Source organism: Gardnerella sp. DNF00497B (assembly GCF_049262725.1).
Classification (GTDB): domain Bacteria; phylum Actinomycetota; class Actinomycetes; order Actinomycetales; family Bifidobacteriaceae; genus Bifidobacterium; species Bifidobacterium leopoldii.
In genome coordinates, this window is record NZ_CP058400.1 from 954,336 (window position 1) to 978,454 (window position 24,119).

Genomic DNA, 24,119 nt, shown 5'->3' on the forward strand with positions numbered 1-24,119 from the left:
AATCGGATAATTCTACAGTTTGATAGTTACAATCAACAATAAAAATTGGGAACAATTTTAAAAAATAATCACAATAATAAAATGATTCGCATATCACTTATAATGTAACAAGCTAAGTAGGAGGAAACATGGTGCAGAGAAGAAAGAAACATGATTCTATTCATGTCAACCTAAATAGTGAACATAATAGTGGTGCTCATCACAATAAAAACAACAGTTCTTTAAAGCATAAGTTTTACTCCAATAAAATTTTACGAAACATTATTATTGCTGTCATAGGCATTGCTATTATCATTCCTGTTGTTCAGTGGATACGTTGGGAACAGACTGTTTCTGATCTTCGCAACAAACAAGAACAACTTGTGTCACGCTTTGATTTTAATCCAGGCAATATTATTTCTGATTCTCAATTTTTTGACGATAACGCAATGAGTAAAGATGAAGTACGCAATTTTATACGCAAAAAAGGAGCAAAATGCACTGGTAAAAATTGCTTAAAAAATGCGTACTTTAATACTCACACTATTCCTGCCGATTCACTATGTTCAAAGTATCAAGGTGTAAGCAAAGAATCTTCTGCAGACATAATATACAAATCAGCAAAAGCATGTCATATCAGTCAACAAGTATTACTTACAATGCTGCAAAAAGAACAACATCTTGTAACAGACACTGATCCTAGCGATTTCCAATACAAATCAGCTATGGGATTAGATTGTCCAGATGATTCTCATTGCAACCCACGTTTTGCAGGATTCTTTAAACAAGTAATTGGTTCCGCAAGAAGATATAGATATTATCTTCTTCATAACGATCAATATAACTACCACCCTAACACGATTAACACAATTCAATATTCGCCAAATAAATCATGCGGATCTAGCAATGTTTATATCGAAAATAAGGCTACTGCATTGCTTTATATCTATACTCCTTATCAGCCAAATATAGAATCGTTAAAAGCTGGATACGGCGAAGGAAATTCGTGCTCAGCATATGGAAATCGCAATTTTTCATTGATTTACTCTGCATGGTTCGGAGATCCTCGCAAATAATATTCGTTAGATCAACATAGAAATACAATTTTGGTGTATAAGCGTCGAGATATACTTAGATGCCTAATTTTTGGCACAATTGGTTGCGGTATTTTACGAAGAATGGATGCGTATGTCTACCTATTCCTCACAACTTGGTGAAGAACAACAAGCTGTTGACCGAGCTTATAGCCGTCTAGACGATTTGCGTAATACTATTCGCGCACGCTTAGACGCTGTGCGCGCGTCAGGTTCGCACGGTTCACCAACACAGCGCACAGAGCGCGACTCATTCGCAACCATGTACGAAGATCGTCTTACACAATTACGAGCTGTTGAGGATCGTCTTGTTTTTGGAAGGCTTGATAACACAGAAGGCATTAGGCGATACATTGGTCGCATTGGTTTGCTTAGCGAAAACCATGATCCTATTCTTACAGATTGGCGCGCTGAAGCTGCACGACCTTTTTATGAGGCAACCCCTTCGCATCATGGCGATATTGTTATGCGTCGTCACATTACACTCCGTTTCAGAGACGTTATTGGTGTTGAAGATGAAGTACTTGACATACATTCTGATGAAATAGGAAAAGCTTCACAACAAGGTACTCTTACTGGCGAAGGAGCACTGCTCGCATCTTTAGGTTCTCGCAGAACCGGCAAAATGACTGATATTGTTGCCACTATTCAAGCAGAACAAGATCGAATTATTCGCGCTCCTCTTGATCACACTATTGTTGTACAGGGAGGTCCTGGCACAGGAAAAACAGCTGTTGCTTTGCACAGAGCAGCCTATTTGTTATACACTCACAGGCGCAAACTTGAGCGTTCAGGAGTTCTTATTGTTGGTCCAAGTTCGGCATTCTTGCGTTATATTGATCAAGTACTCCCTTCTCTTGGTGAAACAGGTGTAGTAAGTAGAACTATTTCCGACTTAATTCCTGGAATTTGTGCTACAGCTGAAGATTCTCCATATGCAGCAAAATTAAAGGGAATGTATCGTATGCGAACAGTTATTGCGAATGCAATTGCCGCTCGTATTCGCGTTCCTAAAAATCTTCCAACAATTCATGTTGGAGGATTTAGTATTCCTCTTCTAAAAGAAGATATTGAGATAGCTCAATCAGATGCTCAACGGACTCACCAGCCGCATAACCAGGCGCGAAATACTTTTATAAAAACTGTGCTCAGCATATTGAAAAATCGTTATTTGGAAAAGCTTGATTATGTTCCAGATCAAGTTGAATTAAACGATATAACTTCTCAACTTCGTCTTGACGATAAACTGCGCATTACTTTAAATCTTGCATGGTTACCTATGACTGGAGAATGGCTTATTGACCAACTTTTTGCTAAACCTGACAAATTACGCACATACGCACCTTGGTTAAGCAACGAAGATATCAACTCACTTACTAGACCAAAAGGCAGCCCGCTTACTCGTTCTGATATTCCATTACTTGATGAAGCTATGGAATTGCTTGGTCCTGATCCAAAACTTGACGCTCAAAGATCTGCAGCACAAGCAAAAAAACTTGAAGAACAGCAATTTGCAGCTGACACTCTAGCACAAGCTGGTATTGGAAATGGCATAGTAACCGCCGATATGCTTCTTGATAATCTGCAAGGCGACGATGCAGGAATGCTTGCCCGTAAAGCAGCTTCTGACCGCGAGTGGACATATGGTCACGTAGTTGTCGATGAAGCTCAAGAGCTCACAGCAATGGATTGGAGAATGCTTATTCGTCGTTGTCCTTCACGCTCCTTTACTATTGTTGGCGATGTTGCACAGACTTCTGCGCTCGGAGGAACTCACAGATGGCAGAAGAATATGAATTCTCTATTTGGAGAACCAAATTGGGATCTTTACGAGTTAACAATTAATTATCGAAATCCTAGTGAAGTTTCTGAAGCAGCAAGCAAGGTTGCAACAGATTCAGGATTATACATTTCTACTGTTCATGCAGTTCGCTCAGTACCTGATTCACTTGTATCACAAACGGTTGAATCACAAGATGAACTCGATACTGCACTTGCAGAATCTTGTACAAAACTATTCGAAAAATTTGTCTCTGATGATGGTAGTGGTCGTATTGCAATCATTACTCCTAACAGCATGGTTAGCCATGCTAAAAAGGTTGTAAACCAAGCATTAGAACATGCATTACCTGAAAAATTATGGAATCAGTTAAACAAACAAAATGCCGATGATTGCCAATGCAGCGTTTGCACAGCTGAGGAAGTAAAAGGTCTTGAATATGACGCTGTCATAGTGTTGCAACCTTCTCAAATTGAACAGGAAGCAGCATCTAGACTAGCTGCTGCAGCCAATCTATATGTTGCAATGACTAGACCAACTCAAAAATTGCATATAATACGCACTAAAGATGACGCAAATTTTGAGAAATAGAACTCAAAATAATGCAAAAGCGCAGGGAATAGATATTCTGTAACAATAATCGATAAAATTATTATTCTTCTGTTTTACTGCGCTTCAAATCTTCAATGGCATGTTCAAAATCTTCAAGACCCGTGAAGTTTTGGTACACACTTGCAAAACGAAGATATGCAACTTCATCTAATTCACGCAATGGCTTAAGAATAGCTTTGCCAACTTCTTCAGATGTAACTTGCGCTAAACCTCGTGCTCGCAAATCAGCTTCTACTCGCATACCAATCGTCTTTAATGCCTCAGCATTAATAGGGCGTCCTTGACATGCTTTGCTAACACCGGCAACAACTTTTGCTCGATCAAAAGGTTCAATAGAGCCTGAACGCTTCATTACAAGCAACTGAGTTGTTTCTACTGTAGTAAATCGATTACCACAAACTTGGCATTCACGTCTACGGCGAATAGAGTAACCATCTTCGCTGATACGAGTATCTATAACTTTCGTATCAGAATTTTTACAAAAAGGACAATGCATATATTCAGCATACTAAAAAATAGCGAAAAACTACATAATATTATTCACTTTATTCAAATATTTCCGAATATTATACGATTTTATTGTCCATAATCCGAAATACTCCATAAAACACACTGAATATTACATCATCATTTTCAGTAAAACTTATCTCATCAGTTTCAATTTCAAATATAGTAATATTTTCCCTTCTCATATTCCCCCCAATTTCATACTATTTGCACTCAATCAACTATTGAGCATCATTTAATGGAACATTAATAGACTGTCCGATTACCAAATCTTCAGAAGAAAGATGATTTAAAGCCATTAAACGCTCTACATTATCTGATATATCACCGTTTTTAGGAGTAATAGTAGCAGCATAATTCCATAACGTATCTCCAGGACGAACTGTATATGTAACAACTCTTTCAGGTATCGCAGAAACAGCAGTCTTTGGCATAAACAATGTACAGAATGTTATTGCTGTCATCAAAAGTACAGCTACACGAAAAACTCTAGTTTTGCGCGCATGCTTATTAGAAACGCAGCGTTTACGAATCAAATAAGTATTTTCTTGTATACCTACTCTAGCTTCCCTGCCACTTCTAATTAATGATGTACTCATAACTATCCTTTCTCCTTCCTTAATCGACTGAACATTTGTTCTATCGAACAGGTGTATTAATAATGACACATTTGTTCGATAGTTGCAACGGCGTGTCGAACAGATGTTTGATTTTTCTAAGAAAGTGCGTTAAAATAGTAAAAGCGAAAGGAGCACCATGAATAACGATGGCACAAATAATGATAACAACGGCATTAATGCTAGCGATATTAACGCAATGTCACTTACTGACCGCCAACGCAATATTATCAATGCCATCCAAAACAATATAAAAATTCATGGATTCCCTCCTTCTTTCCGCGAAATCGGAGAAGCAGTTGGACTTAGAAGCCCATCTTCTGTGAAACATCAATTGCGAACACTTGAAGATAAAGGGATTTTGCGAATTAATGCAAATAAAGGTCGCGCTATTGAAATTCTTGATAATTCAATTGTTGAAAACAATTCAAATAACAAAATTAATAAAAATTCTTCAAGAGTTGCCAATATTAGCGCATACGAATCTGATTCTGTTATAAATTCTAGAGATGTTCCTCTAGTGGGAAGAATCGCAGCAGGAGCTCCAATAACAGCAGAACAGCATATTGAAGATGTAATGCGATTGCCAGAACGTCTTACAGGTACAGGAAATCTTTTTATGCTTGAAGTACACGGCGATTCGATGATTGACGCCGCTATTTGCGATGGCGATTATGTAGTAGTTAGAGAGCAGCATGAGGCTGTAAATGGAGACATTGTTGCAGCACTGCTAGATAACGAAGCAACTGTTAAAACTTTCAGAAATGACCATGGTCACGTATGGCTTATTCCACATAATCCGGCGTACTCTCCTATTGACGGATCACACGCAACTATTATGGGAAAAGTTGTTACAGTATTGCGAAAAATCTAACAAATATAACTACTGAACAAACAATAGAATTTAACACAATAAGTTGTAAGTTGTCATTAGCTCATAGAGCTAAAGCAGCAGAGAACATAAATTGCAAACCATAAAAAACAAGTTATAAAATGCAAAACGCAAAACTTGAAACTTAAAACCCTAAAACTTAAAACCCAAACCCTAAAAAAATCTCCCCACCTATTCACAAACGAACTAGGTGGGGAGATTAATACTTACTTACGCAAGTGGATGTGAATCCTTAATTGTCACTGAAATTTCACGTCCATTTGGAGCCGCATAGCTAACAGTATCACCAGTATGAGCACCCATAATAGCCGCTCCAATTGGAGATTCCGGGCTAATAACGTCATAATCTGTAGCTACAGCAATATCGCGAGAACCAAGAACATAAGTCATTTCTCGACCTGCTAGCTCAAGAGTAACCAAAGAACCATTGCCAACAGTGCCATCCTTCGGAGCTTCAAGAATCTTCGCATTACGAAGCTTCACAATAAGCTCATTAATGCGACCTTCATTCTTTCCTTGCTCCTCGCGAGCAGCCTGATAACCACCATTTTCAGACAAATCACCTTCAGCACGAGCTGCAGCAATACGCTCAGTGATTTCTTCTCGATACTCACCTTCACGATGCGCTAACTCTTCTTTTAGTTTGTCATACGCTTCCTGCGTAAGTAAAATAGTTTTTTCTTCAGCCATTGCTACCTCCTTATCCAACAATCTCTAAAAATAAAAACTATTCGCGCGAAAATAAAATTCACGCTCTTCTATCAACGAGTTGAAATAATATCAACAACAAATACCAAAGTGTCTCCGCCACCAATACCGGCTTGCGGTATGCCACGAGAGCCATAACCATACTCTGGAGGGATAGAAATCAACAAACGAGATCCAACATTATGACCTGGAACAGTGCGATCCCAGCCCTGAATCACTTGACCGACACCAATACCGAAACTAGCTGGAGTATGACGAGCAAAGCTTGAATCAAATGGCTTTTCGCTACCCCAAACCACACCATGATAATTCACAGTTACAGTGTCACCGGCACGAACTACAGGACCATTACCTTCAACTAATTCAACAACTTTAAGACCTGCTGGCGGTTCAGATTCAGGGAACGTCACCGTTGGCGTAGTGCCAAATTCTGCAATCACTTCTGGCATATCTTGTGCCATATTTCCTCCTTTACAAACTCCAAACAGTATAATCTGAACAGTATAACATCTACACAGACAGCTTTTAACCATCCTGCATTACTAAAGCAGCGCATTTTAAATAGTACATTTAAGTAAATGCACATTCGAATAAATGCAGTTTAGACTAACACTTCCTAGATTAACCTGTCCTAGATTAGCACTGAAACGTTACGTATGTACATGAAATATACGCATTGTGTATAACTTAGCAAAAATTAATCTCAAAATATCAGCGAATTAATGCAAAATATTAGCAAATTAGCACTCAACAACGTTTACAGCTAGCCCGCCTTTTGAGGTTTCGCGATATTTAGACATCATGTCATGACCAGTTTCTTTCATAGTCTTAATCGCTTTGTCAAGGCTTACCATGTGCGAGCCATCTCCAAGCATTGCCATTCGAACGGCATTAATTGCAGTATTTGCAGCCATAGCATTGCGTTCAATACAAGGAATTTGTACCAAACCGCCTACAGGATCGCAAGTTAATCCCAAATGGTGTTCTATACCGATTTCTGCAGCATTTTCAACCTGTTCCGGGGTTCCTCCCAACACTTCGCACAATCCTGCAGCAGCCATTGAACAGGCAGAACCAACCTCTCCTTGGCAACCAACTTCAGCTCCAGAAATTGAAGCATTTCGCTTAAATAAGTAACCAACAGCACCTGCAGCAAGCAAGAATCGCACAACTCCGTCTTCATCAGCAGAATCAACAAATCGCCAATAATACTGCAATACTGCAGGAATAATTCCTGCAGAACCATTCGTTGGAGCAGTAACAATACGCCCACCACCAGCATTCTCTTCACTAACAGCGAGCGCAAAAAGATTAACCCACGCAGAATCTGAACTTTCTAAAGCAGCATCCGAACGACGACGATTGTTGCGAAGCATGTCTGAATTTGCAGCTAAGCGCTCATACATGTGAGGAGCTCTACGAGGCACATCAAGACCTCCTGGCAAAATCGGTTGCTTTGAGTTGCATCCGTTTTCTACACATTTACTCATAACTTTCCAAACATGCAGCAAATAGTTGCGCACGTAGTCGGCATCACCTTCATGCAATGCAAGCTCGTTTTGCCACACAACATCGCTTATTGACATATGCTTTTCTCGGCAAATATTTATAAGCTCGTCGCATGAAGTAAAAGGATAAGGTACAGTGGAATCTTTTGTTTGATTTGAGGAGTTTGCAGCATTATCGCTACTATTTCCGTTATTACTTTCGTTATTATTTCCGTTATTACTTTCGTTATTATTTCCGTTATTACTTTCGTTATTATTCTCGTTCTTACTTTCGTTATTACTTTCGCTATTATTCTCGCTTACACCATTCTTATTGGCATTATTTTCATCTTGCTCAGTAACACGCTCATGCAAGCCAACCATTGCATCATCTGCACACCCTTGACGAATAAATCCGCCGCCAATTGAATACCAAACTTGCTCATCGATTTTATTTCCGTCAGAATCAGTTGCAACAAAACGCATTCCATTAGGATGAACAACCATTCGCATCCATTTTTCAAAAATTACGTCCTTATCGTAATCAAAAGCAATAGTATGTTCACCTGCGAGCGTTAAAGTGCCAGTTTTTTTGCATTCCTGACGAATAGTAAGCATATGATCAGTGTCTACATTATCTGGAAGATTTCCTTCAAGACCTGCAACGCAAGCACGATCAGTACCATGACCAAGACCTGTCAAAGACAACGATCCGTAAAGAGTCACACTTACATGTGCAACGTTTGCAAGACTACCACTTTTTTTAAGCGATGAAACAAACGAGCATGCAGCTCGCATAGGACCTACTGTATGTGAAGAACTAGGACCAACTCCAACTGAAAACATCTCTAAAATACTAAACACGTATCTATTGTAAGCATTATTAAGCTCACGTCGACACACTAATTACATGAGAAATATGTTAGATTGTTCACTTCTTACTTTGTTTAGATAACAAGTTTGCTAAACTCACACACGCAAACCATAAGATTACAGCTAACACAACAGCTATAAGCATTACCGTAAACGCACTTCCTGCAGTCGGCACGTGAATTTCGAAGAACTTTGCAGTAAACGGTATAAAAGCTCCAGCAACTCCAGCTGCAGCAAATAGCGCAACCATAATTCCTCTCCACGAGCACAAAGGCTTGGCGACGCTTGCAAGCACGAGTATGCCGAGAACAAATACGATTACGGAACAAATACTGCGAGTAGTTGCCAAAGCTTGCACGTTTGAAACAATAAAACGAGATGCTATCAAATTATTTGCAACAACATCGTCAAGATTTAATCCCAAAACTCGCGGAGCTATAACAGCAGTAGCGAGCACAGAAGCAGCTATAGCAAATCCGCTAGGAACAGCAAAACGAACAACTCGCTTCAAGAATCCTGGAATATATCGACGAGTATTAGGCGCCAGAGCGAGCAAAAATGCTGGAATACCAATAGTTAAAGAACCAATATAAGTAATGTGACGAGGCAAATACGGGAAGTGTAACGCTAGAAGCACAACTCCTGCAGAAATAAGCGCAGAATAAACAGTTTTTACAAGGAACAAGCCAGCCACACGTTCCATATTTGCCATCACTTGCCTACCGCGAGCAACAACATCAGGCAAATGCGAGAATCGTGAATCGACAAGAACCACTTGGGCTACAGCTTTTGCAGCAGGAGCAGCATTGCCCATAGCAACGCCCAAATCAGCTTCTTTAAGAGCCAAAGTATCGTTCACGCCGTCACCAGTCATAGCGACCACATGACCTTGAGTGTGAAGCGCCTGAACAATCGCTTTCTTTTGATGAGGAAGCACACGTCCAAGCACATCCACATTTTCAAGCACTTTAGCCAATTCGTTAATATCTTCTGGCAGTTTTCTAGCGTCCATTGTAACAGGCTTGCGATCTCCTGTTAAGCCAACTTTTGCAGCAACAGCCGCAACAGTTCTAGGATTATCTCCTGAAATTACTCGGCAGCGCACACCCTGCTCACGGAACCACGAAAGAGTTTTACGAGCGTCTTCACGAATACGCTCAGAGCAGCGAACTAAAGCAACAGGCTGAGCATTTGCGCAAATAGTGGGAGAATCGCCAAAAGTTTTATCTGTTTCTGTTACGCTACTTAAGCTGCTACTATCGACGCTACTTACAGTACTACTTTCGCTACTTACTTTTGCAAGAAGCAGCACGCGCTCGCCTTGCTCAGCATAAGAATTAACTTTCGCTAAAAGTTCATTAGAATTTGCATAATTAATCGCACTTAGCAACACTTCCGGAGCACCCATATACCAAGTTGCACGCTCTCCACTACTTTGCACATATTGCACAGCGCTCCATTTTCTAGCAGACGAGAATGGAAGACGATTAGATACATGCGCGCTAGCTGCAACTCCTTGAGCATCAAGCCCTTGCATAATTGCAACGCCTGTTGCGTTAGGATTTTCTTCATTGGATAAATCAAATAAAGCTTGATTAGTTTGCAAGCTGGTCTGTAAAGATATTTCTACACTACTATTATCTAGATTTTCTACACCAACGAATGCAATACCACCATCGGTTATAGTGCCAGTTTTGTCTAGGTTCAAGCAGTCTACGCGCGCTAAAGTTTCTACAGATTCCAACTCCTGAACTAACGTTTGCTTACGCGCAAGTCGCATAGCAGCCACCGCAAAATTAAGCGAAGTAAGAAGAACCAATCCTTCTGGAATCATGCCAACAACGCCTGCAACAGCAGAGACAACAGCTCCCCTCCAAGCACCAGTCTGCCAAGCTTCAACAAATCCGCCAACCTTGTGCATTTGCGACCACACAAGCAGCACACACAAAGGCACCACAACCATCGTCATATACTTCAAAATCGTATTAATTCCACGACTTAAGTCGGAAATTGTTTTGGTATAAACCTTCGCTTGCGCAGCCAATTTTGCAGCATAACTGTGCTCACCTACGGCAGTAACACGCGTTAAAGCCATTCCAGAAACTGCAGTAGATCCGGAATAAACGTCGTCACCTTGGGCTTTTCGAACTGTAGCAGATTCGCCTGTGAGCATGGACTCGTCCATTTCCAATCCCCACGATTCCAGCACTTCTACGTCTGCTGGAACCTGCTCGCCGGCTCTGAGCCACAAAACATCCCCAAGCACAATATCTTTGTGCGCAATCTCAATATTTTCTCCGCCTCTACGCACCATTGCGCGAGCGGCAATCAATATAGAAAGCCTATCCAAAGTGTGCTTTGCTTTTAACTCAGTCACAATGCCAATTCCAGTGTTTACCAGAATTACTACACCAAAAACAGCATCCTTCCACGAACCCGTGGCAAGCACGACAACCATTGCTGTGAAAATAATCGCGTTAAACAATGTAAACACGTTCGCGCGCACAATATCCATTAAAGAACGAGAAGTCTGCTTAGAAGTAATATTCACATCTCCGCGAGAAACTGCCTCCGCAACCTCTTCGTCACTCAAACCAGAAATTTCTACTTTAGGAAGCACCGCAATAGCGTTATTTTTGCTGCTTTCTGTAGACGCTATTGCATTTTGTTCGTTATTTGTCATTTATAATCACTTCCCTGCTGTGTGGCGTATTGTCAATTATTGCTCGAACAATGCTTAGCAAAGACGAACGCTCAAATTTTGATCCCTTGCTTTTATTGTTTAAAGATTCGCTATTTTTTGATAAATCAGATTCATGAATATTTTTGCCGATTTCACTTCCATCGCCATCAAAATACAAAGTAGCGGCGTATAAAGTTGCGTCTTTTGGCGCTTTTACAGGATTTATTAACGCAACTGGCACTCCAGCATAACGCGCGTATTGCAGCGCAGAAATCCATGCTTTGCTTTCGTTTTGTTTATTGCGAGTGCTGTTATTAAGCTTGTTATTCTCTTTTATATTAGGTTGATTATTAGCATTATGCAGGTCGTCAACGCCTGTTACGTCGAGCGCGTCTATAAGTATTAATGAAACAGGCTGCTCGCTTGCAGCGCGAATAGCTTGCTGAGCAGCTTCGTTAGGATTAGCAACATTGGATAGCGGCACATAAGAGGCACTCAATTTTGACGTTTTACAATGCTTCATAACTTCGTCATCAAGCGCAGCTAATTTTGAACCAATTACAAGTAGATGAATATCGTCAATATCCACACCGTCGTGAATTATGTCTCCAACGCGACCAGTATTCCCCACAGCTTTACCCTGCGGCTCGCAAGCACTCAACGCACCCAGCGCTAAAGCAGTTACGACAGTAGTCGCAAAAATGGTAATAGCGCGTTTAGAAAACATAAGACTTTTATACCACACCTTCAACATAAGTGGTGGTTTTGGGGTATTTCATGCAATTCTACAAATTGTAATACATTAACACATTGACACCACATATAACACCACTTATACTTTTATAAAACTTTTAAAAATCAGCATAATATGAAATCAAATATGACTAAAACAAATAAAGCTAGCAAAAATATCACTCATAAAAACAACGCCAAAACACTAACAAATAAAACACTCAGCTACTACATGTCACTACCGTATAAGTTGGAAATTGTAAAGGATCCAGACGAAGGCGGATTTGTGTCCTACTACCCTGATTTGCCCGGATGCATAAGTTCAGGAGACTCCGAACAAGAAGCAGCAGCAAATGCGCAGGACGCTAAGCACGCTTGGATTGAAGCAGCACTTGAAAGCAAAATCAACATAAAAGAGCCGTCTCGCACTGAATTAGATGACTATTCCGGACAATTCAAGTTACGTCTTCCTAAAGAATTACACAGGCAGTTGGCTGAGCAATCTCAAGCCGAAGGCATAAGCATGAACCAGTATTGCGTGTATCTTCTTTCGCAAAATAACGCTATTGAACGCGTGCTTGAGCGAGCATAGAAAATAAATACTCCATATTATTTATTAGCAATTACTTACAAATTAAAGATTTGCTGGCGATTTATCTGCAATCACTTGCAATCATCCGCAATTACTTGCAGCGCAACTTCAATACCTCGAAGCATATCAGCTAAACTCATAGAACTCGTACTCGGCTTATCAAGAACTTGCTCAGGCAAATACGGAACGTGAATAAAACCGCTCTTAATCGGCAATTTCCTAGTCTGGCAATAATAACAAACACTGTAAAGTACGTCATTGCACACGTACGCGCCCGCAGAAAAAGACACAGACGCCGGCAATTTCGCCTTATTCAAAGCCTCAACTATATTCACAACTGGCAAAGTCGCTTTATACGCCACGTCACCATCCTGCTCAACAGGCTCATACCAAGGCTTATACCCACTATTATCTGGTATGCGAGCAGCTCTACAGTTAATTCCAACATACTCAACGTTAAAACAAGCAGAACCACCAAATTGTCCTAATGAAAGCACAGCATCCGGCTGAACTTCCTCTATTTTCTCAATAACTTTTCGCGCGCCCTTGTTAAATTCCGTAGGAATCTGCAAACGAACAAGTTCCACACCCTCAGGCGCATGCACTGATTGTGCAATCTCCCACGACGGATTTATAGACTCATTATTAAACGGCGTAAAACCAGTAATCAAAATACGCATCACAATACCCCTTCACACGAATATCACTTTATTAAAACATTAAAACGCATCACAAAAAACTGTACATATGTGAATGCTACTGTATACAAACTTCAGGATTCTACTATGTAATTCATGTTCGCGAAAAGATTAGTGATAGTCAGATTGTGAAATAACCACACAACTCCCCCCACAACACGCACAAAATCAAAATTGGTAAGACTCGCATTCGTGTAATAGTATTATGCATTGGATGTGCATTCGCGCAGCAGCGTGAATTAAACAAAGCAGTTGAAGCACATACAATAATTTCAACAGAATTCAACGACGAAAAGAGATTACCGATGACGAAGATCATTCAGATTGGCGCAAATCACGCCGGTACTGCCTGCGCTAACACCATTTTGAGCTACCCAGGAAACGAGCTTACAATCTACGATCAGAATAGCAATATTTCCTTCCTTGGTTGTGGCATGGCTTTGTGGATTGGCAAGCAAATTCAAAGCAGCGACGGACTGTTCTACCAGAAGCCAGAAGATTTCGTTAAAAAAGGCGCTAAAGTAAATCTTGAAAGTAAAGTTCTCGACATTGATTACGCAAAGAAAGAAGTAACAGTAGAGCTTAAAGACGGCACTGTTATTCACGATTCTTACGACAAGCTGGTTCTTGCTACCGGCAGCCTTCCAAACAAGCCTCGCATTAAGGGCATTGACTTGGAAAACGTGCAAATGGTAAAGCTTTTCCAGAATGCTCAAACTGTTATCGCTAAGCTTCAAGAGCGCGATTTCCGTAACGTCGTGGTTCTTGGCGGAGGCTACATTGGCGTGGAACTTGCGGAAGCTTTTAAGCGCCTTGGCAAGAACGTAACTCTTATTGACATGGAAGACCATATTCTTAATGGATACTTTGACCCAGAGTTTTCCGATAATTTGAAGCAAATTATGGAAGATAAAGGCATTAAGTTTGAACTTGGTCAAACTGTTGAAGAAATTGTTGGAGACACTGAAGTCAAGGCTGTTAAAACAAGCAAAGGCACTTACGATGCAGACATGGTGATTTGCGCTATTGGCTTCCACCCAAACGTTGCGCTCGGAAAAGATCACTTAAAGCAGTATGCTAACGGCGCTTTCCTCGTTGACAAGAAGCAGCAAACTTCCGATCCAGACGTGTACGCAATTGGCGACTGCGCTACAATCTACGACAACGCTCGAGACCGCGTAAACTACATTGCGCTCGCTACTAACGCAGTTCGAAGCGGCTTGATTGCAGGTCACAACGTTTGCGGAACTCCTGTAGAAACCGAGGGCGTGCAAGGTTCTAGCGCAATGATGATCTACGACTACAAGCTTGTTTGCACCGGCTTGAGCTTAACTGCCGCTCAAAAAGAGGGCATGGATGTTGATTACGTTGATTTCGAAGATACTCAAAAGCCTGCGTTTATGGAAGTTGAGAATCCAGAGGTGAAGATTCGCATCGTTTACAAGAAGGATACGAAGGTTATTGTTGGTTGCCAATTGGCTTCTAACTACGATATGTCTGCCGCAATTCACCTGTTCTCGCTGGCTATTCAGAAGAAAGTCACGATTAAGGAACTTGCTTTGTGCGACATCTTCTTCATGCCTCACTTCAACCAGCCATACAACTACATTACGATGGCTGCTTACACGGCTTTGTTGAAGGGATGATTAATATCTGTAATCTTTGATGATTAATCTCTGCGATTAGCTTCTGCTATTAGCTTAAATCGCATTTATTAAACCAAGCAATCTGTTCTATAATGGAGCAGTTGCTTGGTTTTTTAATCATCCGCGCACAAAAGCGCGCACACGACGCGCATATTAGCGTAAGACATGCAGATTAAAACAAAGGAGTCTAGGATGAAGCAGCTTTCTATTAAACCAACTATTCATAAGTTCGAGCAAGCACGCGACTTTGCGCAAGAATTCAAGCTCGGCAAGGGTGATTTGGTTATTACAAACCAGTACATTTGGGAGCCTTATTTTGGCGATTTGAATCTTGATTGCGACGTGATTTTCCAAGAGAAATACGGCAAGGGTGAGCCGAGCGACGCAATGGTTGATGCAATCGTTAGCGACATTCACACAACTCCAAAGCGCGTGATTGGAATTGGCGGCGGCACTGTTTTGGATATTTCGAAGGTTTGCGCGTTAAAGCAAACAAGCCCGCTTGAAGATTTGGTCGACGGCAAGATTCCTGCACAAAAAGGTGCGGATCTTATTCTTGTTCCAACTACTTGCGGCACTGGCTCCGAAGTTACGAACGTTGCCGTGTTCTCGCTTACTAAGCGCAATACCAAGAAGGGTTTGGCGAACGATGCTTGCTACGCTACTGACGCGGTTCTTATTCCGGAATTGTTAAAGAGCCTACCGGATTACGTTTTTGCAACCAGCTCTATTGACGCTCTTACACATTCGATTGAGTCCGCACTTTCTCCTATTGCAACCGAGCTTACAAAAATGTTTAGTTACAAGGCTTGCGGACTTATTTTGCAAAGTTATATGCGAGTTGTGAAGGAAGGCAGCAGCGCAAAAAGCCAAGTTGTAAGCGATTTGGTTTCGGCAAGCCTTTACGCTGGAATTGCGTTTGGTAACGCTGGTTGCGGTTGCGTTCACGCGATGGCTTATCCGCTTGGTGGCACTTTCCACGTGGCTCACGGCGAAACAAATGCTGCGCTTCTTACAAGCGTTTTGCGATACTATGCTAAGCACGACGCAAACGAGAATAACACAGAAAACACTGAGCTTTCTAAGCTTTTCGGCTTCATGGCAAATATTCTTGAATGCCAAAAAGCGGACGTATTAGACAAGCTTGACGAAGTGCTTAACACGATTCTTCCTAAGCACAAGCTTCACGAGTATGGCATGACCGAGGATATGATTCAAAGTTGGGCTTCAAGCGTTGTTAAAGAGCAGCAGCGACTTTTGAAGAACTCCTATATGCATATGAACGAATCTGCAATTGCCGAAGTATACGCATCTACTTTCTAAAAACAAATTTCTAGCAAACTTACTTTCTGGAATTTGTTGACTTTAATTACGTTTTACTAGTTTTTCAGAGTAAAACAAAAGCAAAATAACAAAAGACCCCACAAATAAATGTGGGGTCTTTATTTTATTTGTAGCAACTATTGCAACTATTCATAATTGAACAATAACTATCCAATAGCTATTCAATAACTTTAAGACTAAACAAACGAGGCTCGCCTAAAGGCAATCCAGTATCCGAAGGGAAAACTCCATCGTTTACTGTAAAGCTTATATACACTTTCTTATTAACGTACTTCTCCATGATTTGTTTAGCCTGACTGCCATCATCAATCGCCATCATGGTTGCATCGCTAGGATGAGGTGGATTGCCCATATCGCCGCCGTGATGCAAAGTAACGCTGGTTTTATTATCCAGAATAAGAATCATGAAAGTTTGATTAGTATCTGATCCAGGATTAGGATCTTGAATATTTTGCGCTTCAAGAACCTGGTTGTATGACAAAAATCGCACAGTTCCAGAAACTACTTGCCTTCCGCTTGCTTTTTCAGCTTTAATCTTGCTATCTAAAGATTCGCCACTAGCAGCTTTCTTAGAATCGGTTTTCTTACTAGACTTCTTAGAATCCTTATCCTCTGAATCAGAGTCGCCGCCTTTATTGCTTACAGACTTCTTATAAGTATTATCTTCAGTTTTTGCCAAATTATCGAGAAGTGTAGTGTCATCTGTACTGACAAAATTAATATCTTTTACATTCTGTTTAGGAAGATCAGTGATTATTCCAGACCAGTATTTTTCTTTTTTAAGAGGATTACTATCAGCAATATTCATAGTAACCTTGTAAACCTCAGTATCCCCTGTTCCAGAAGACCACTCAACATAGCTTAATGAATTGCTGTCTGCGTATTGCGATAACGAAGCCCTAAAACCGCCAATGTCTCCAACGCCATCGCAAATTAAATCATTTGAAGAAACAACGTCACTGTAATCTTTATTTGCAGCAAAAACCTTCGAACGTGACACATATTTATAATTTTTCCGAAGAATAAGCTCCGGAATATCCCTATCGCTCATATTGGCTAACGCGTAAGAATACTTACTTTTGCTAGTATCAATTTCTGAATCAGCTTCATTAAGGTTATATTTATCAGCGTTTGCTAAAACTTTTTTATATAAAGCTGCTACTTTTGCATTAATAACATTAACTTTTTTTGCACTATTAACAGCTTCTGTATTTGCGCCATTTTGATTTGAGCATCCTGAACATAATGGCATAAAAAGAAACAGCGAAAGTGCTAATGCAATAAATTTTTTTAGCTTCACCGCAATTCCATTAGGCATAACTACCCCTTCTCAAACTTTAACTAATTGTAAGCAAGCAAGTTAAATATTCTAATACTACGTTGTAATGTTTGGAAACTGCATAAATTTAGGTTACTTAAATATAAAAAGCCTGCGCAAAAGCTATTCACTCTTACGCAGGTTAGTATTAGATAAGCGACGCTTACGCCTCAAGCGTTATCACAGGATGCAAATCAAACATCGTTACAGTACGCTTCATGCGCGCAACGATGCTTGTTATAGCAATCGCAATCACGCCGAAAAGCACAAGCATTTCAATGCCGAAAACTATTTCGCCACTGTTCTTTCCAGCCATTGCTTGACGCAACCCCATAATCGAGTACGTCATTGGCAAGTATGGGTGAACAGCTCTAAAGAATGCCGGCGTCATTTGAACTGGGAATGTTCCTGCAGAGCTTGTGATTTGCAACATAAGCAGCACAATTGCAACTATTCGCCCTGGTATGTGGAAAATCACCATAATCATTTGCATTATTGCCATAAACATTATGGATGCAATAATTCCAAGACCATAGAACGCAAGAACGTTGTCAATTTGCAACTTTAACACAACGTGCACTACGCCCATAAGAATTACAGCTTGTACAACGCCCATAATCACAAACGGCGTTAAGCTAATAAGCGCACTCTTAAGCGGATTCATGCCATTTAGTATCGCTCGCCTATCCATAACTCTCAAAACAAAGGTTGCCATAAGAGCACCGACCCAAAGTCCGATGGAAATAAAGTAAGGAGCGAAACCTGTTCCGTAATTTTCAACGTGAGAATACTCGTGTTCTTCCAAGGAAACCGGCGCGCTCATTATCTTACTTTTTTGCACGATATTGTTGATTTTTCCAGACTTTTGAGAATTCTTAAGCCCGTCATGCAACTTTTTTGCGCCTTCAACCAGCTTTGGAGTATTATCCGATAGCTTCTTAGCTCCGGAATTAAGCTGATCAGAACCGTTCACTATTTTCGCTGAACCTTGTGCAGCTGCATTCACACCATTATTTAGTTTCTCGCTACCGTTACTTACTTGAGCCAAGCCTTCAGCAAGACTATTCACTCCAGCAGCAAGCTTATTTGAGCCAGTATTAACAGCTTCAAAACCTTGAGATATTGCGTCAGCTCCGCCCTTTATTTGCAAACTTCCAGCAGAAAGCTTGTCTGCTCCAGCGCTTAAAGCAGAAAGATTTGTTTCTAGAAGATCAGAATTCTCACTTAATCCTCCAGCCAAACCTTGCAAACTAGCAAGCACGTCTTCCTTAGTAACTCTAGGATCTTGCGCTTTCATAAGAAGACCCATAATTTGTGCTTTTGTTTCAGCATTTCCAGCCTTAACGCGTTCCTCTAATTCACTGCTAGAAGCAGAAAGCTTTTGCGCACCATCGTAAAATTCGCTTGTTGCTGCCGATAGTTTTTGAGTTCCTTTGCTTAATTGTTGAGCTCCGTTTGCTAAATCTTGCGTTTTTTGAGCAAGATATTGCGCGCCTGCTTTACTTCTAGCGTTTGCTTTAGAAAGAGTATTCGCTCCTTTTTGAAGCTCACTTAATCCGCCTTGAAGTTTTCGCAAAGATTGTGAAAGTTGATTAGATCCATCCGCAAGCTTATTTACTCCATTTTGCAAAGATTTTGAGCCTTCATGCAAAGCACCAGCACCATTTACTGCGTCACCAAGAGAATCAGAAGCAGAATTAACTTTCGCAAACATGTTCTCCCAATACTCTTGAGCAATCGCCTCGCTGATTTCGCTACGCATAGTATGGAAAGCAGTTTTGCCAATCTGAGATGCCAGCATATTACTTGCCTGATCGTACTTTACATGAAGTTTTGCTTTAGTAGGAGTTTCATATTGCGCAGAAGCAATGCACTTACTGAAGGAAGCTGGAATGGTTGCTACCATAAAATAGTTGCCATTTTTAAGACCTTTGTTTGCTTCATCACTATTAACAAAATTCCATTGGAAGCCCTCACTACCATCTTTTTGATTCTTTAAACGAGTTTTAATTTCGTTTCCAACGTTACGCATTTTGCCATTAATCACAGCGCCATTGTCTTCAACAACAACAGCTACAGGCACAGTATTCAAAGTCTTATAAGGATTAGTAAATGCCCACAAATAAAGCGATCCGTATAAAAGTGGAATCAAAGCTACGGTTCCAATAACAAGCTTTCGAGCTTTTCCTTTCAACGTATTGTTAAGCTCTCGAAATGCAAGAGCAAGAGTATTAACGCGCATTGTTTTCACCACCATTTGCTTCACTTGTACCAAGCTGTGAATCAATATGAGAATTTTCTGATTCCCCATGATTTGGGCTTAGTCTTAAGACTTGATCAGCTTGCTTTTCTAACTCACTTTGCAAAACTCCAACAAGGCAAGAGCAGTAATTTTTACTAACATACGCGCGAATATCGGAAAATAGGCATTCGCTTTGCTCGCTAGTAAGCTCCGTTTCAATTCCATCAACAAATAGCAGCCACGGCTTTTTTAACAAAGCAAGCGCAATTGCCAAACGCATGCGCTCGCACGGAGTCAACTCTCCTATTGCTGTTTCGTGAGGAGAAAATACTTTCCATTGAGCTAACACGTTGTAAGCGTACTGCTGTAAAGCTTCACGGTTTTTAACATCATTTTTGTATTGCTTCAAAAATAGAGGCGAGCGCGCTGCTAGTTTCAACTCGCTCATAAGAACTTCTTCTATTGTTTGCGTTTTATAAAATTCGTTAATTCCGCTAAATAATCCCAAACCAACGTATTGTCGAGATTCTTGGAAATCATTAGGAAGAGTTACGTCCGCAATAGTAAGAATTCCATTAGTGAATTTCATATAACCAGATAATGCAAGCAGCAAAGCTGATTTTCCAGAACCATGTTCGCCTGAAATTGCAACGATTTGATGAGGTGCAACTTTTAGCGACACATCCCAAAATGGCGATCTTCTAAATCTTTTTAACCCTAATTCTTTAGCTTCTAAAAACGTTTGTTCCTCTTGCATAATTTGTATGTTTGACGCTTATTGCTTAGACACAACGCAGTATCTAAATTTCGCTTAGAGCGCCAGGCATTCCTCCTTACTCTAAATAACCAATTTTCAATTTTCAATTTTTAATTTTGTTGTTTGTGTTTGTTGTTTATTTTTAGATTTTCGCAATTAGCAAAACAATTTTTACTTTTCACATTGCTTTATCGCTATTTTTAGCGATAAACTCACGTTGCAATGCTGCATAAAACGGTGCAAAACCGGACATTTGGTGATTATTCTTAATTCTTCACCACTGATACCTTAGGGTACTCTTTTGGGTAAACAATTGTTAAGCTACTTCAATCTTTCTGTTGAATTGTTTATATTTCATCTTTAATTAAGAAACATGTTGTAAACACTTCCATGCTATATTGTCCTTAATTACTAAATGTAAGAAATACATATGTGAGAATACATATGCAAAAATACAAGCGTAAGCAATACGAAATAAAACGTATTGCTTCAAACAATATATTAAAATTCAAGCATTTAAAGGGGTGAACGGCATGCTAGGTTTGCAAATTTTAAATATTATATTTAATCCGGTTATTGTGTCGGTTGTAGTGCTATGCGCGCTTAGTCTTGCAAAACTTAATGTTTTACTATCAATGATAGTAGCTTGCATTGCAGGTGGCATTGCCGGTCATCTTCCTCTTTTCGGTGACGGAAATCACACAATTATGGCTTTGCTTTGCGACGGTTTCTCCACCAACGCACAAACTGCACTCGCCTACATTTTGCTTGGTACTTTTGCGGAAGCAATTACTGCAACAGGCTTAGCTCAAATTATTTCTAAAAAAATTAGCTCAATTATTGGCATGAAAAAGTACGCTCTACTTGCGGTACTAACTATTATTGCATGCATGTCTCAAAATATTGTGCCGGTTCATATTGCTTATATTCCTATTCTTATTCCGCCTATTTTGAGAGTTATGAATAAGATGAAGCTTGACCGCCGAGCTGCAGCATGCTGCACTGCTTTTGGTCTTGAAGTTCCGTATATTGCCATTCCATTTGGCTTTGGTCTTATTTTTCAAACTGTTATTGCTACGAATCTTTCTAAAAATGGCATGAAGGTTAGTGTTGCAGACGTTAGTGCTGTGAACTGGTATTTAGGTCTTGCGATGTTTGCATCACTACTTTTTGCAGTGTTTGTGCTCTACAGAAAACCTCGCGAATACAAAACTACAGAAACTGACACTCGTGCCGCCGACGCCGTTGTCGGACCTCTTAATTTACGCCATTATGTGACTATTCTCGCAATTATTGTTGTTGTAGTAGTGCAAGTTATTAGTAAGGATCTTTCGCTTTCGTCTATTGCAGGTCTTGCAACTATGATTATTTTTGGAGCAATAAAGTGGAATGACATTGACAATCAGCTTACTGGCGGCGTAAAACTCATGGGTCTTATTGCGTTTGTGATGCTCATTGCGGGCGGATATGCTAACGTGATCCAAGCGACAGGCGGAGTTGAGGAGCTTGTAAACTTTGGTGTAGCTTCTATGGGACAAAACAAACTTGTTGCTGCATTTGTTATTACGCTTATTGGTTTGCTTGTGACTATGGGCATTGGTACTTCGTTTGGCACGGTTCCTATTCTTGCGGTTTTGTTCGTGCCACTGTGCCAGAGCATTGGTTTCAGCACTCCTGCAACGATTCTTCTTATGTCTTCTGCTGCAGCTCTTGGAGACGCAGGCTCCCCTGCTTCCGATACCACACTTGGACCTACTTCCGGCTTAAACGCAGACGGTCAGCACAGTCATATTTGGGATACTTGCGTTCCAACATTCCTTATTTTCAATATTCCGCTTATGGCTGCCGGCATTGTAATATCACAGTTTATTTAGCAGATTATTTTGGCAAACACAGCAAGTAAAAACGCAACTAGCGAATAACACAAATGACTAATAAACGCCAGTCGAGTTGAATAAACTCCCTGGCGTTTATTTTTAAATACCAATCAACCAATCGCAAAGTAGCCAATCGCTGCAAATTCGCAACGATTGGCCACTATCGCACGTCTCCCGATGATTTAATAAAAGCCATTCAGATAATAAAATAACTTAAGCTACAACCTCATTATGAAAGAACATCAAAAAGAAATTCATATCTTGCATTATTTCTTCCCAAGAAAGACTTTTAGCCCAAGGTGCTTTCCTTTGGTAATCCTTCCACTTTATTCTCATCACTTCACTATCTTTAATCCTATCGAAAATTTCATTCACGTTACTCAGTAAATAAAGGGTGTTTCTCGTTTGAGAAGTAGCGTAAAAAGCTTTAGCAATCTCTTCTTTCTTAAAGACATTATCTCCTTGAGACACTCTAAGAGCATGCAAATCATAAAAATCTCGCATTCTCGTGTTAAATTCTTCCCTCACAAGAATTGTTTGCAACTTTTCTGCTAAAATCGTTGCAATTGGATAAGTCAATAAAGAGATAGATTATGAGAACATTAAAGGCAATTCTGCTTCCATAGCAGATGGAGTAATAGCATGTCCAGTTGAAATATCGATTTTAACAGGAGTTTTTGTACCATCAAAATCTGCAATTAGGCTAGCTCGAACCCCTGGATAGTCAGATTCTTGCATAATAGAATCAAGCGTTTGTAGCGTAAATTTAACACCATCATCGATATTGATAGATATTACATCTGATATAAAAATACGCACATCATCTTCACTAAGAGAAATATTTTGCATAGTTGTATCAATATCCATTGTTGTACGAAGATTTACGCCAACAAGATAAGAAATCAGCATTCCACCTTTTAGAACAAAATTGTCTTTATACCGCGAGCGAGAAACACGATCTAAAAAACGCTCCATCATATATACGCGCATTAGCACGCGAGGATCTACACCCTTTTGGAGTGCAACATTCTTTATTTTTGCTTTAAGCTGATTAGCATCCTTCATTCTCATAACAACACCCCCAAATATTGTGAAATCAACTTTGAAATCCTAAATTTTTTAGCGTAATCGCTTAGTATATCAAGTCGCTTATCCTTTCTTTTAACATAAGCTTTTAACGCACCAAATACCACCTGTGCATCTATTTGAGAACGAGAACGCAAAATATCGCAAATTGTGCGCTCTAAATCATAAGAAGGCACAAGATTACCTTCAAGCGACATAAGATTCGTCTTACCAATTCCTAAAAAATCTGGTTTTATATAAAACACCCTAACACCAGTCTTAATTAGACTACTTGCATTATAAGTTGACGGAACAGTCACTGTTAAAGAAGAAGGTTCTCTATCAGTCAAATTATGTAGAAGAAGGGCAGATTCATGTGAAAAAACAGCAACAGATGTGCGCTTTGACAATAAATTCATTTCATCATTCCACAAATTGCTCTTAACGTAAACACCTTTTGATACGCGTTCTAAGCTCTCATCTTTAATAAATCGATAAACACTAGACGGGCTAATTCCAAGTTCTTTGATGACACTATCAATGCTTAAAACTTGCTTTTTCTCTATGTAATTGCACAATTGATCCTTTAACATTTGCCCACCTACTTAATGATACG

Annotated in this window: 19 protein-coding genes and 1 pseudogene; 7 read left to right on the forward strand and 13 right to left on the reverse strand. The window is 40.1% G+C overall.

Annotated features, from left to right (window positions below; translation table 11 throughout):
- Window positions 1–128 precede the first annotated feature (128 nt).
- Window positions 129–1,055, forward strand: a complete 927-nt coding sequence (locus tag HXT26_RS03480; protein WP_004119897.1) for a hypothetical protein — start codon at window positions 129–131, stop codon at window positions 1,053–1,055.
- Window positions 1,056–1,167: 112 nt separating this feature from the next.
- A complete protein-coding gene (locus tag HXT26_RS03485) occupies window positions 1,168–3,444 on the forward strand; it encodes a HelD family protein (protein WP_004119900.1) in 2,277 nt (758 codons plus the stop codon).
- 61 nt (window positions 3,445–3,505) lie between these two features.
- Here the strand turns inward: HXT26_RS03485 and nrdR are convergent, their stop codons facing one another.
- Both nrdR and HXT26_RS03495 read right to left on the reverse strand, forming a co-directional pair.
- A complete protein-coding gene (gene nrdR / locus HXT26_RS03490) occupies window positions 3,506–3,961 on the reverse strand; it encodes a transcriptional regulator NrdR (RefSeq protein ID WP_004119918.1) in 456 nt (151 codons plus the stop codon).
- 232 nt (window positions 3,962–4,193) lie between these two features.
- Complete coding sequence (locus HXT26_RS03495) at window positions 4,194–4,571, reverse strand: LysM peptidoglycan-binding domain-containing protein (RefSeq protein ID WP_064340256.1); 378 nt, start codon at window positions 4,569–4,571, stop codon at window positions 4,194–4,196.
- Window positions 4,572–4,788: 217 nt separating this feature from the next.
- On the opposite strand from HXT26_RS03495, the gene lexA reads away from it, so the two are divergent.
- A complete protein-coding gene (gene lexA, locus HXT26_RS03500; protein ID WP_100066613.1) occupies window positions 4,789–5,463 on the forward strand; it encodes a transcriptional repressor LexA in 675 nt (224 codons plus the stop codon).
- Window positions 5,464–5,691: 228 nt separating this feature from the next.
- On the opposite strand, the gene HXT26_RS03505 is transcribed toward lexA, so the two are convergent.
- The 5 genes from HXT26_RS03505 to HXT26_RS03525 form a co-directional block, all read right to left on the reverse strand.
- Entirely contained in the window at window positions 5,692–6,171 is a 480-nt protein-coding gene (locus HXT26_RS03505; RefSeq protein WP_004107146.1) for a GreA/GreB family elongation factor, read from the reverse strand.
- Between the two features lie 71 nt (window positions 6,172–6,242).
- The gene (locus HXT26_RS03510; protein WP_116971448.1) at window positions 6,243–6,650 is read right to left on the reverse strand and encodes an FKBP-type peptidyl-prolyl cis-trans isomerase; all 408 of its coding nucleotides are present in this window, start codon (window positions 6,648–6,650) and stop codon (window positions 6,243–6,245) included.
- 279 nt (window positions 6,651–6,929) lie between these two features.
- Window positions 6,930–8,522 carry an L-serine ammonia-lyase gene (locus tag HXT26_RS03515; protein ID WP_422111878.1) on the reverse strand — a complete coding sequence of 531 codons (1,593 nt, stop codon included), beginning with the start codon at window positions 8,520–8,522 and terminating at the stop codon, window positions 6,930–6,932.
- A gap of 85 nt (window positions 8,523–8,607) precedes the next feature.
- Window positions 8,608–11,232 (reverse strand): HAD-IC family P-type ATPase, encoded by a 2,625-nt coding sequence (locus HXT26_RS03520; protein ID WP_422111879.1) that lies wholly within the window; start codon window positions 11,230–11,232, stop codon window positions 8,608–8,610.
- Window positions 11,222–11,959: a hypothetical protein gene (locus tag HXT26_RS03525; protein ID WP_032842525.1), complete on the reverse strand. Its 738-nt coding sequence runs from the start codon at window positions 11,957–11,959 to the stop codon at window positions 11,222–11,224. The genes HXT26_RS03520 and HXT26_RS03525 overlap by 11 nt, the downstream gene beginning before the upstream one ends.
- A gap of 153 nt (window positions 11,960–12,112) precedes the next feature.
- Here HXT26_RS03525 and HXT26_RS03530 point away from each other — a divergent pair, with 153 nt between their 5' ends.
- Complete coding sequence (locus HXT26_RS03530) at window positions 12,113–12,556, forward strand: toxin-antitoxin system HicB family antitoxin (RefSeq protein ID WP_116442662.1); 444 nt, start codon at window positions 12,113–12,115, stop codon at window positions 12,554–12,556.
- A 71-nt stretch (window positions 12,557–12,627) separates the two neighbouring features.
- Here HXT26_RS03530 and HXT26_RS03535 read toward each other — a convergent pair whose 3' ends face one another.
- The gene (locus HXT26_RS03535) at window positions 12,628–13,236 is read right to left on the reverse strand and encodes a pyroglutamyl-peptidase I (RefSeq protein WP_064340260.1); all 609 of its coding nucleotides are present in this window, start codon (window positions 13,234–13,236) and stop codon (window positions 12,628–12,630) included.
- Between the two features lie 323 nt (window positions 13,237–13,559).
- Between HXT26_RS03535 and nox the strand changes: the two genes are divergently transcribed.
- Window positions 13,560–14,900, forward strand: a complete 1,341-nt coding sequence (nox, locus tag HXT26_RS03540; protein ID WP_116442661.1) for a H2O-forming NADH oxidase — start codon at window positions 13,560–13,562, stop codon at window positions 14,898–14,900.
- Window positions 14,901–15,092: 192 nt separating this feature from the next.
- Window positions 15,093–16,223: a 4-hydroxybutyrate dehydrogenase gene (locus HXT26_RS03545; protein ID WP_422111880.1), complete on the forward strand. Its 1,131-nt coding sequence runs from the start codon at window positions 15,093–15,095 to the stop codon at window positions 16,221–16,223.
- Window positions 16,224–16,401: 178 nt separating this feature from the next.
- On the opposite strand, the gene HXT26_RS03550 is transcribed toward HXT26_RS03545, so the two are convergent.
- The 3 genes from HXT26_RS03550 to HXT26_RS03560 all read right to left on the reverse strand — a co-directional run bounded on the left by HXT26_RS03550 (window position 16,402) and on the right by HXT26_RS03560 (window position 20,561).
- Window positions 16,402–17,562: a hypothetical protein gene (locus HXT26_RS03550; RefSeq protein ID WP_422111881.1), complete on the reverse strand. Its 1,161-nt coding sequence runs from the start codon at window positions 17,560–17,562 to the stop codon at window positions 16,402–16,404.
- A gap of 163 nt (window positions 17,563–17,725) precedes the next feature.
- Complete coding sequence (locus HXT26_RS03555; protein ID WP_422112094.1) at window positions 17,726–19,804, reverse strand: YhgE/Pip family protein; 2,079 nt, start codon at window positions 19,802–19,804, stop codon at window positions 17,726–17,728.
- Window positions 19,794–20,561: an ATP-binding cassette domain-containing protein gene (locus HXT26_RS03560; RefSeq protein WP_032842527.1), complete on the reverse strand. Its 768-nt coding sequence runs from the start codon at window positions 20,559–20,561 to the stop codon at window positions 19,794–19,796. The genes HXT26_RS03555 and HXT26_RS03560 overlap by 11 nt, the downstream gene beginning before the upstream one ends.
- Before the next feature lie 533 nt (window positions 20,562–21,094).
- Between HXT26_RS03560 and HXT26_RS03565 the strand changes: the two genes are divergently transcribed.
- Complete coding sequence (locus tag HXT26_RS03565; RefSeq protein WP_032842528.1) at window positions 21,095–22,435, forward strand: Na+/H+ antiporter family protein; 1,341 nt, start codon at window positions 21,095–21,097, stop codon at window positions 22,433–22,435.
- Between the two features lie 216 nt (window positions 22,436–22,651).
- On the opposite strand, the pseudogene HXT26_RS03570 reads toward HXT26_RS03565, so the two are convergent.
- Window positions 22,652–23,509: pseudogene (locus tag HXT26_RS03570) on the reverse strand (nucleotidyl transferase AbiEii/AbiGii toxin family protein).
- The gene (locus HXT26_RS03575; RefSeq protein WP_004119958.1) at window positions 23,506–24,096 is read right to left on the reverse strand and encodes a type IV toxin-antitoxin system AbiEi family antitoxin domain-containing protein; all 591 of its coding nucleotides are present in this window, start codon (window positions 24,094–24,096) and stop codon (window positions 23,506–23,508) included. Before HXT26_RS03575 ends, HXT26_RS03570 begins: the two are co-directional and overlap by 4 nt.
- Between the last annotated feature and the right edge of the window lie 23 nt (window positions 24,097–24,119).

Excerpts from the sequence above, each read along its gene's own strand:
- HXT26_RS03520 (WP_422111879.1), bottom strand. The coding sequence starts at position 11,232 with ATGACAAATAACGAACAAAATGCAATAGCGTCTACAGAAAGCAGCAAA.
- HXT26_RS03515 (WP_422111878.1), bottom strand. The coding sequence starts at position 8,522 with ATGTTTTCAGTTGGAGTTGGTCCTAGTTCTTCACATACAGTAGGTCCT.
- HXT26_RS03530 (WP_116442662.1), top strand. The coding sequence starts at position 12,113 with ATGACTAAAACAAATAAAGCTAGCAAAAATATCACTCATAAAAACAAC.
- HXT26_RS03485 (WP_004119900.1), top strand. The coding sequence starts at position 1,168 with ATGTCTACCTATTCCTCACAACTTGGTGAAGAACAACAAGCTGTTGAC.
- HXT26_RS03565 (WP_032842528.1), top strand. The coding sequence starts at position 21,095 with ATGCTAGGTTTGCAAATTTTAAATATTATATTTAATCCGGTTATTGTG.
- HXT26_RS03555 (WP_422112094.1), bottom strand. The coding sequence starts at position 19,804 with ATGCGCGTTAATACTCTTGCTCTTGCATTTCGAGAGCTTAACAATACG.
- nrdR (WP_004119918.1), bottom strand. The coding sequence starts at position 3,961 with ATGCATTGTCCTTTTTGTAAAAATTCTGATACGAAAGTTATAGATACT.
- nox (WP_116442661.1), top strand. The coding sequence starts at position 13,560 with ATGACGAAGATCATTCAGATTGGCGCAAATCACGCCGGTACTGCCTGC.
- HXT26_RS03480 (WP_004119897.1), top strand. The coding sequence starts at position 129 with ATGGTGCAGAGAAGAAAGAAACATGATTCTATTCATGTCAACCTAAAT.
- HXT26_RS03550 (WP_422111881.1), bottom strand. The coding sequence starts at position 17,562 with ATGCCTAATGGAATTGCGGTGAAGCTAAAAAAATTTATTGCATTAGCA.
- HXT26_RS03575 (WP_004119958.1), bottom strand. The coding sequence starts at position 24,096 with ATGTTAAAGGATCAATTGTGCAATTACATAGAGAAAAAGCAAGTTTTA.
- HXT26_RS03545 (WP_422111880.1), top strand. The coding sequence starts at position 15,093 with ATGAAGCAGCTTTCTATTAAACCAACTATTCATAAGTTCGAGCAAGCA.
- HXT26_RS03495 (WP_064340256.1), bottom strand. The coding sequence starts at position 4,571 with ATGAGTACATCATTAATTAGAAGTGGCAGGGAAGCTAGAGTAGGTATA.
- HXT26_RS03560 (WP_032842527.1), bottom strand. The coding sequence starts at position 20,561 with ATGCAAGAGGAACAAACGTTTTTAGAAGCTAAAGAATTAGGGTTAAAA.
- HXT26_RS03525 (WP_032842525.1), bottom strand. The coding sequence starts at position 11,959 with ATGTTTTCTAAACGCGCTATTACCATTTTTGCGACTACTGTCGTAACT.
- HXT26_RS03510 (WP_116971448.1), bottom strand. The coding sequence starts at position 6,650 with ATGGCACAAGATATGCCAGAAGTGATTGCAGAATTTGGCACTACGCCA.
- HXT26_RS03535 (WP_064340260.1), bottom strand. The coding sequence starts at position 13,236 with ATGCGTATTTTGATTACTGGTTTTACGCCGTTTAATAATGAGTCTATA.
- HXT26_RS03505 (WP_004107146.1), bottom strand. The coding sequence starts at position 6,171 with ATGGCTGAAGAAAAAACTATTTTACTTACGCAGGAAGCGTATGACAAA.
- lexA (WP_100066613.1), top strand. The coding sequence starts at position 4,789 with ATGTCACTTACTGACCGCCAACGCAATATTATCAATGCCATCCAAAAC.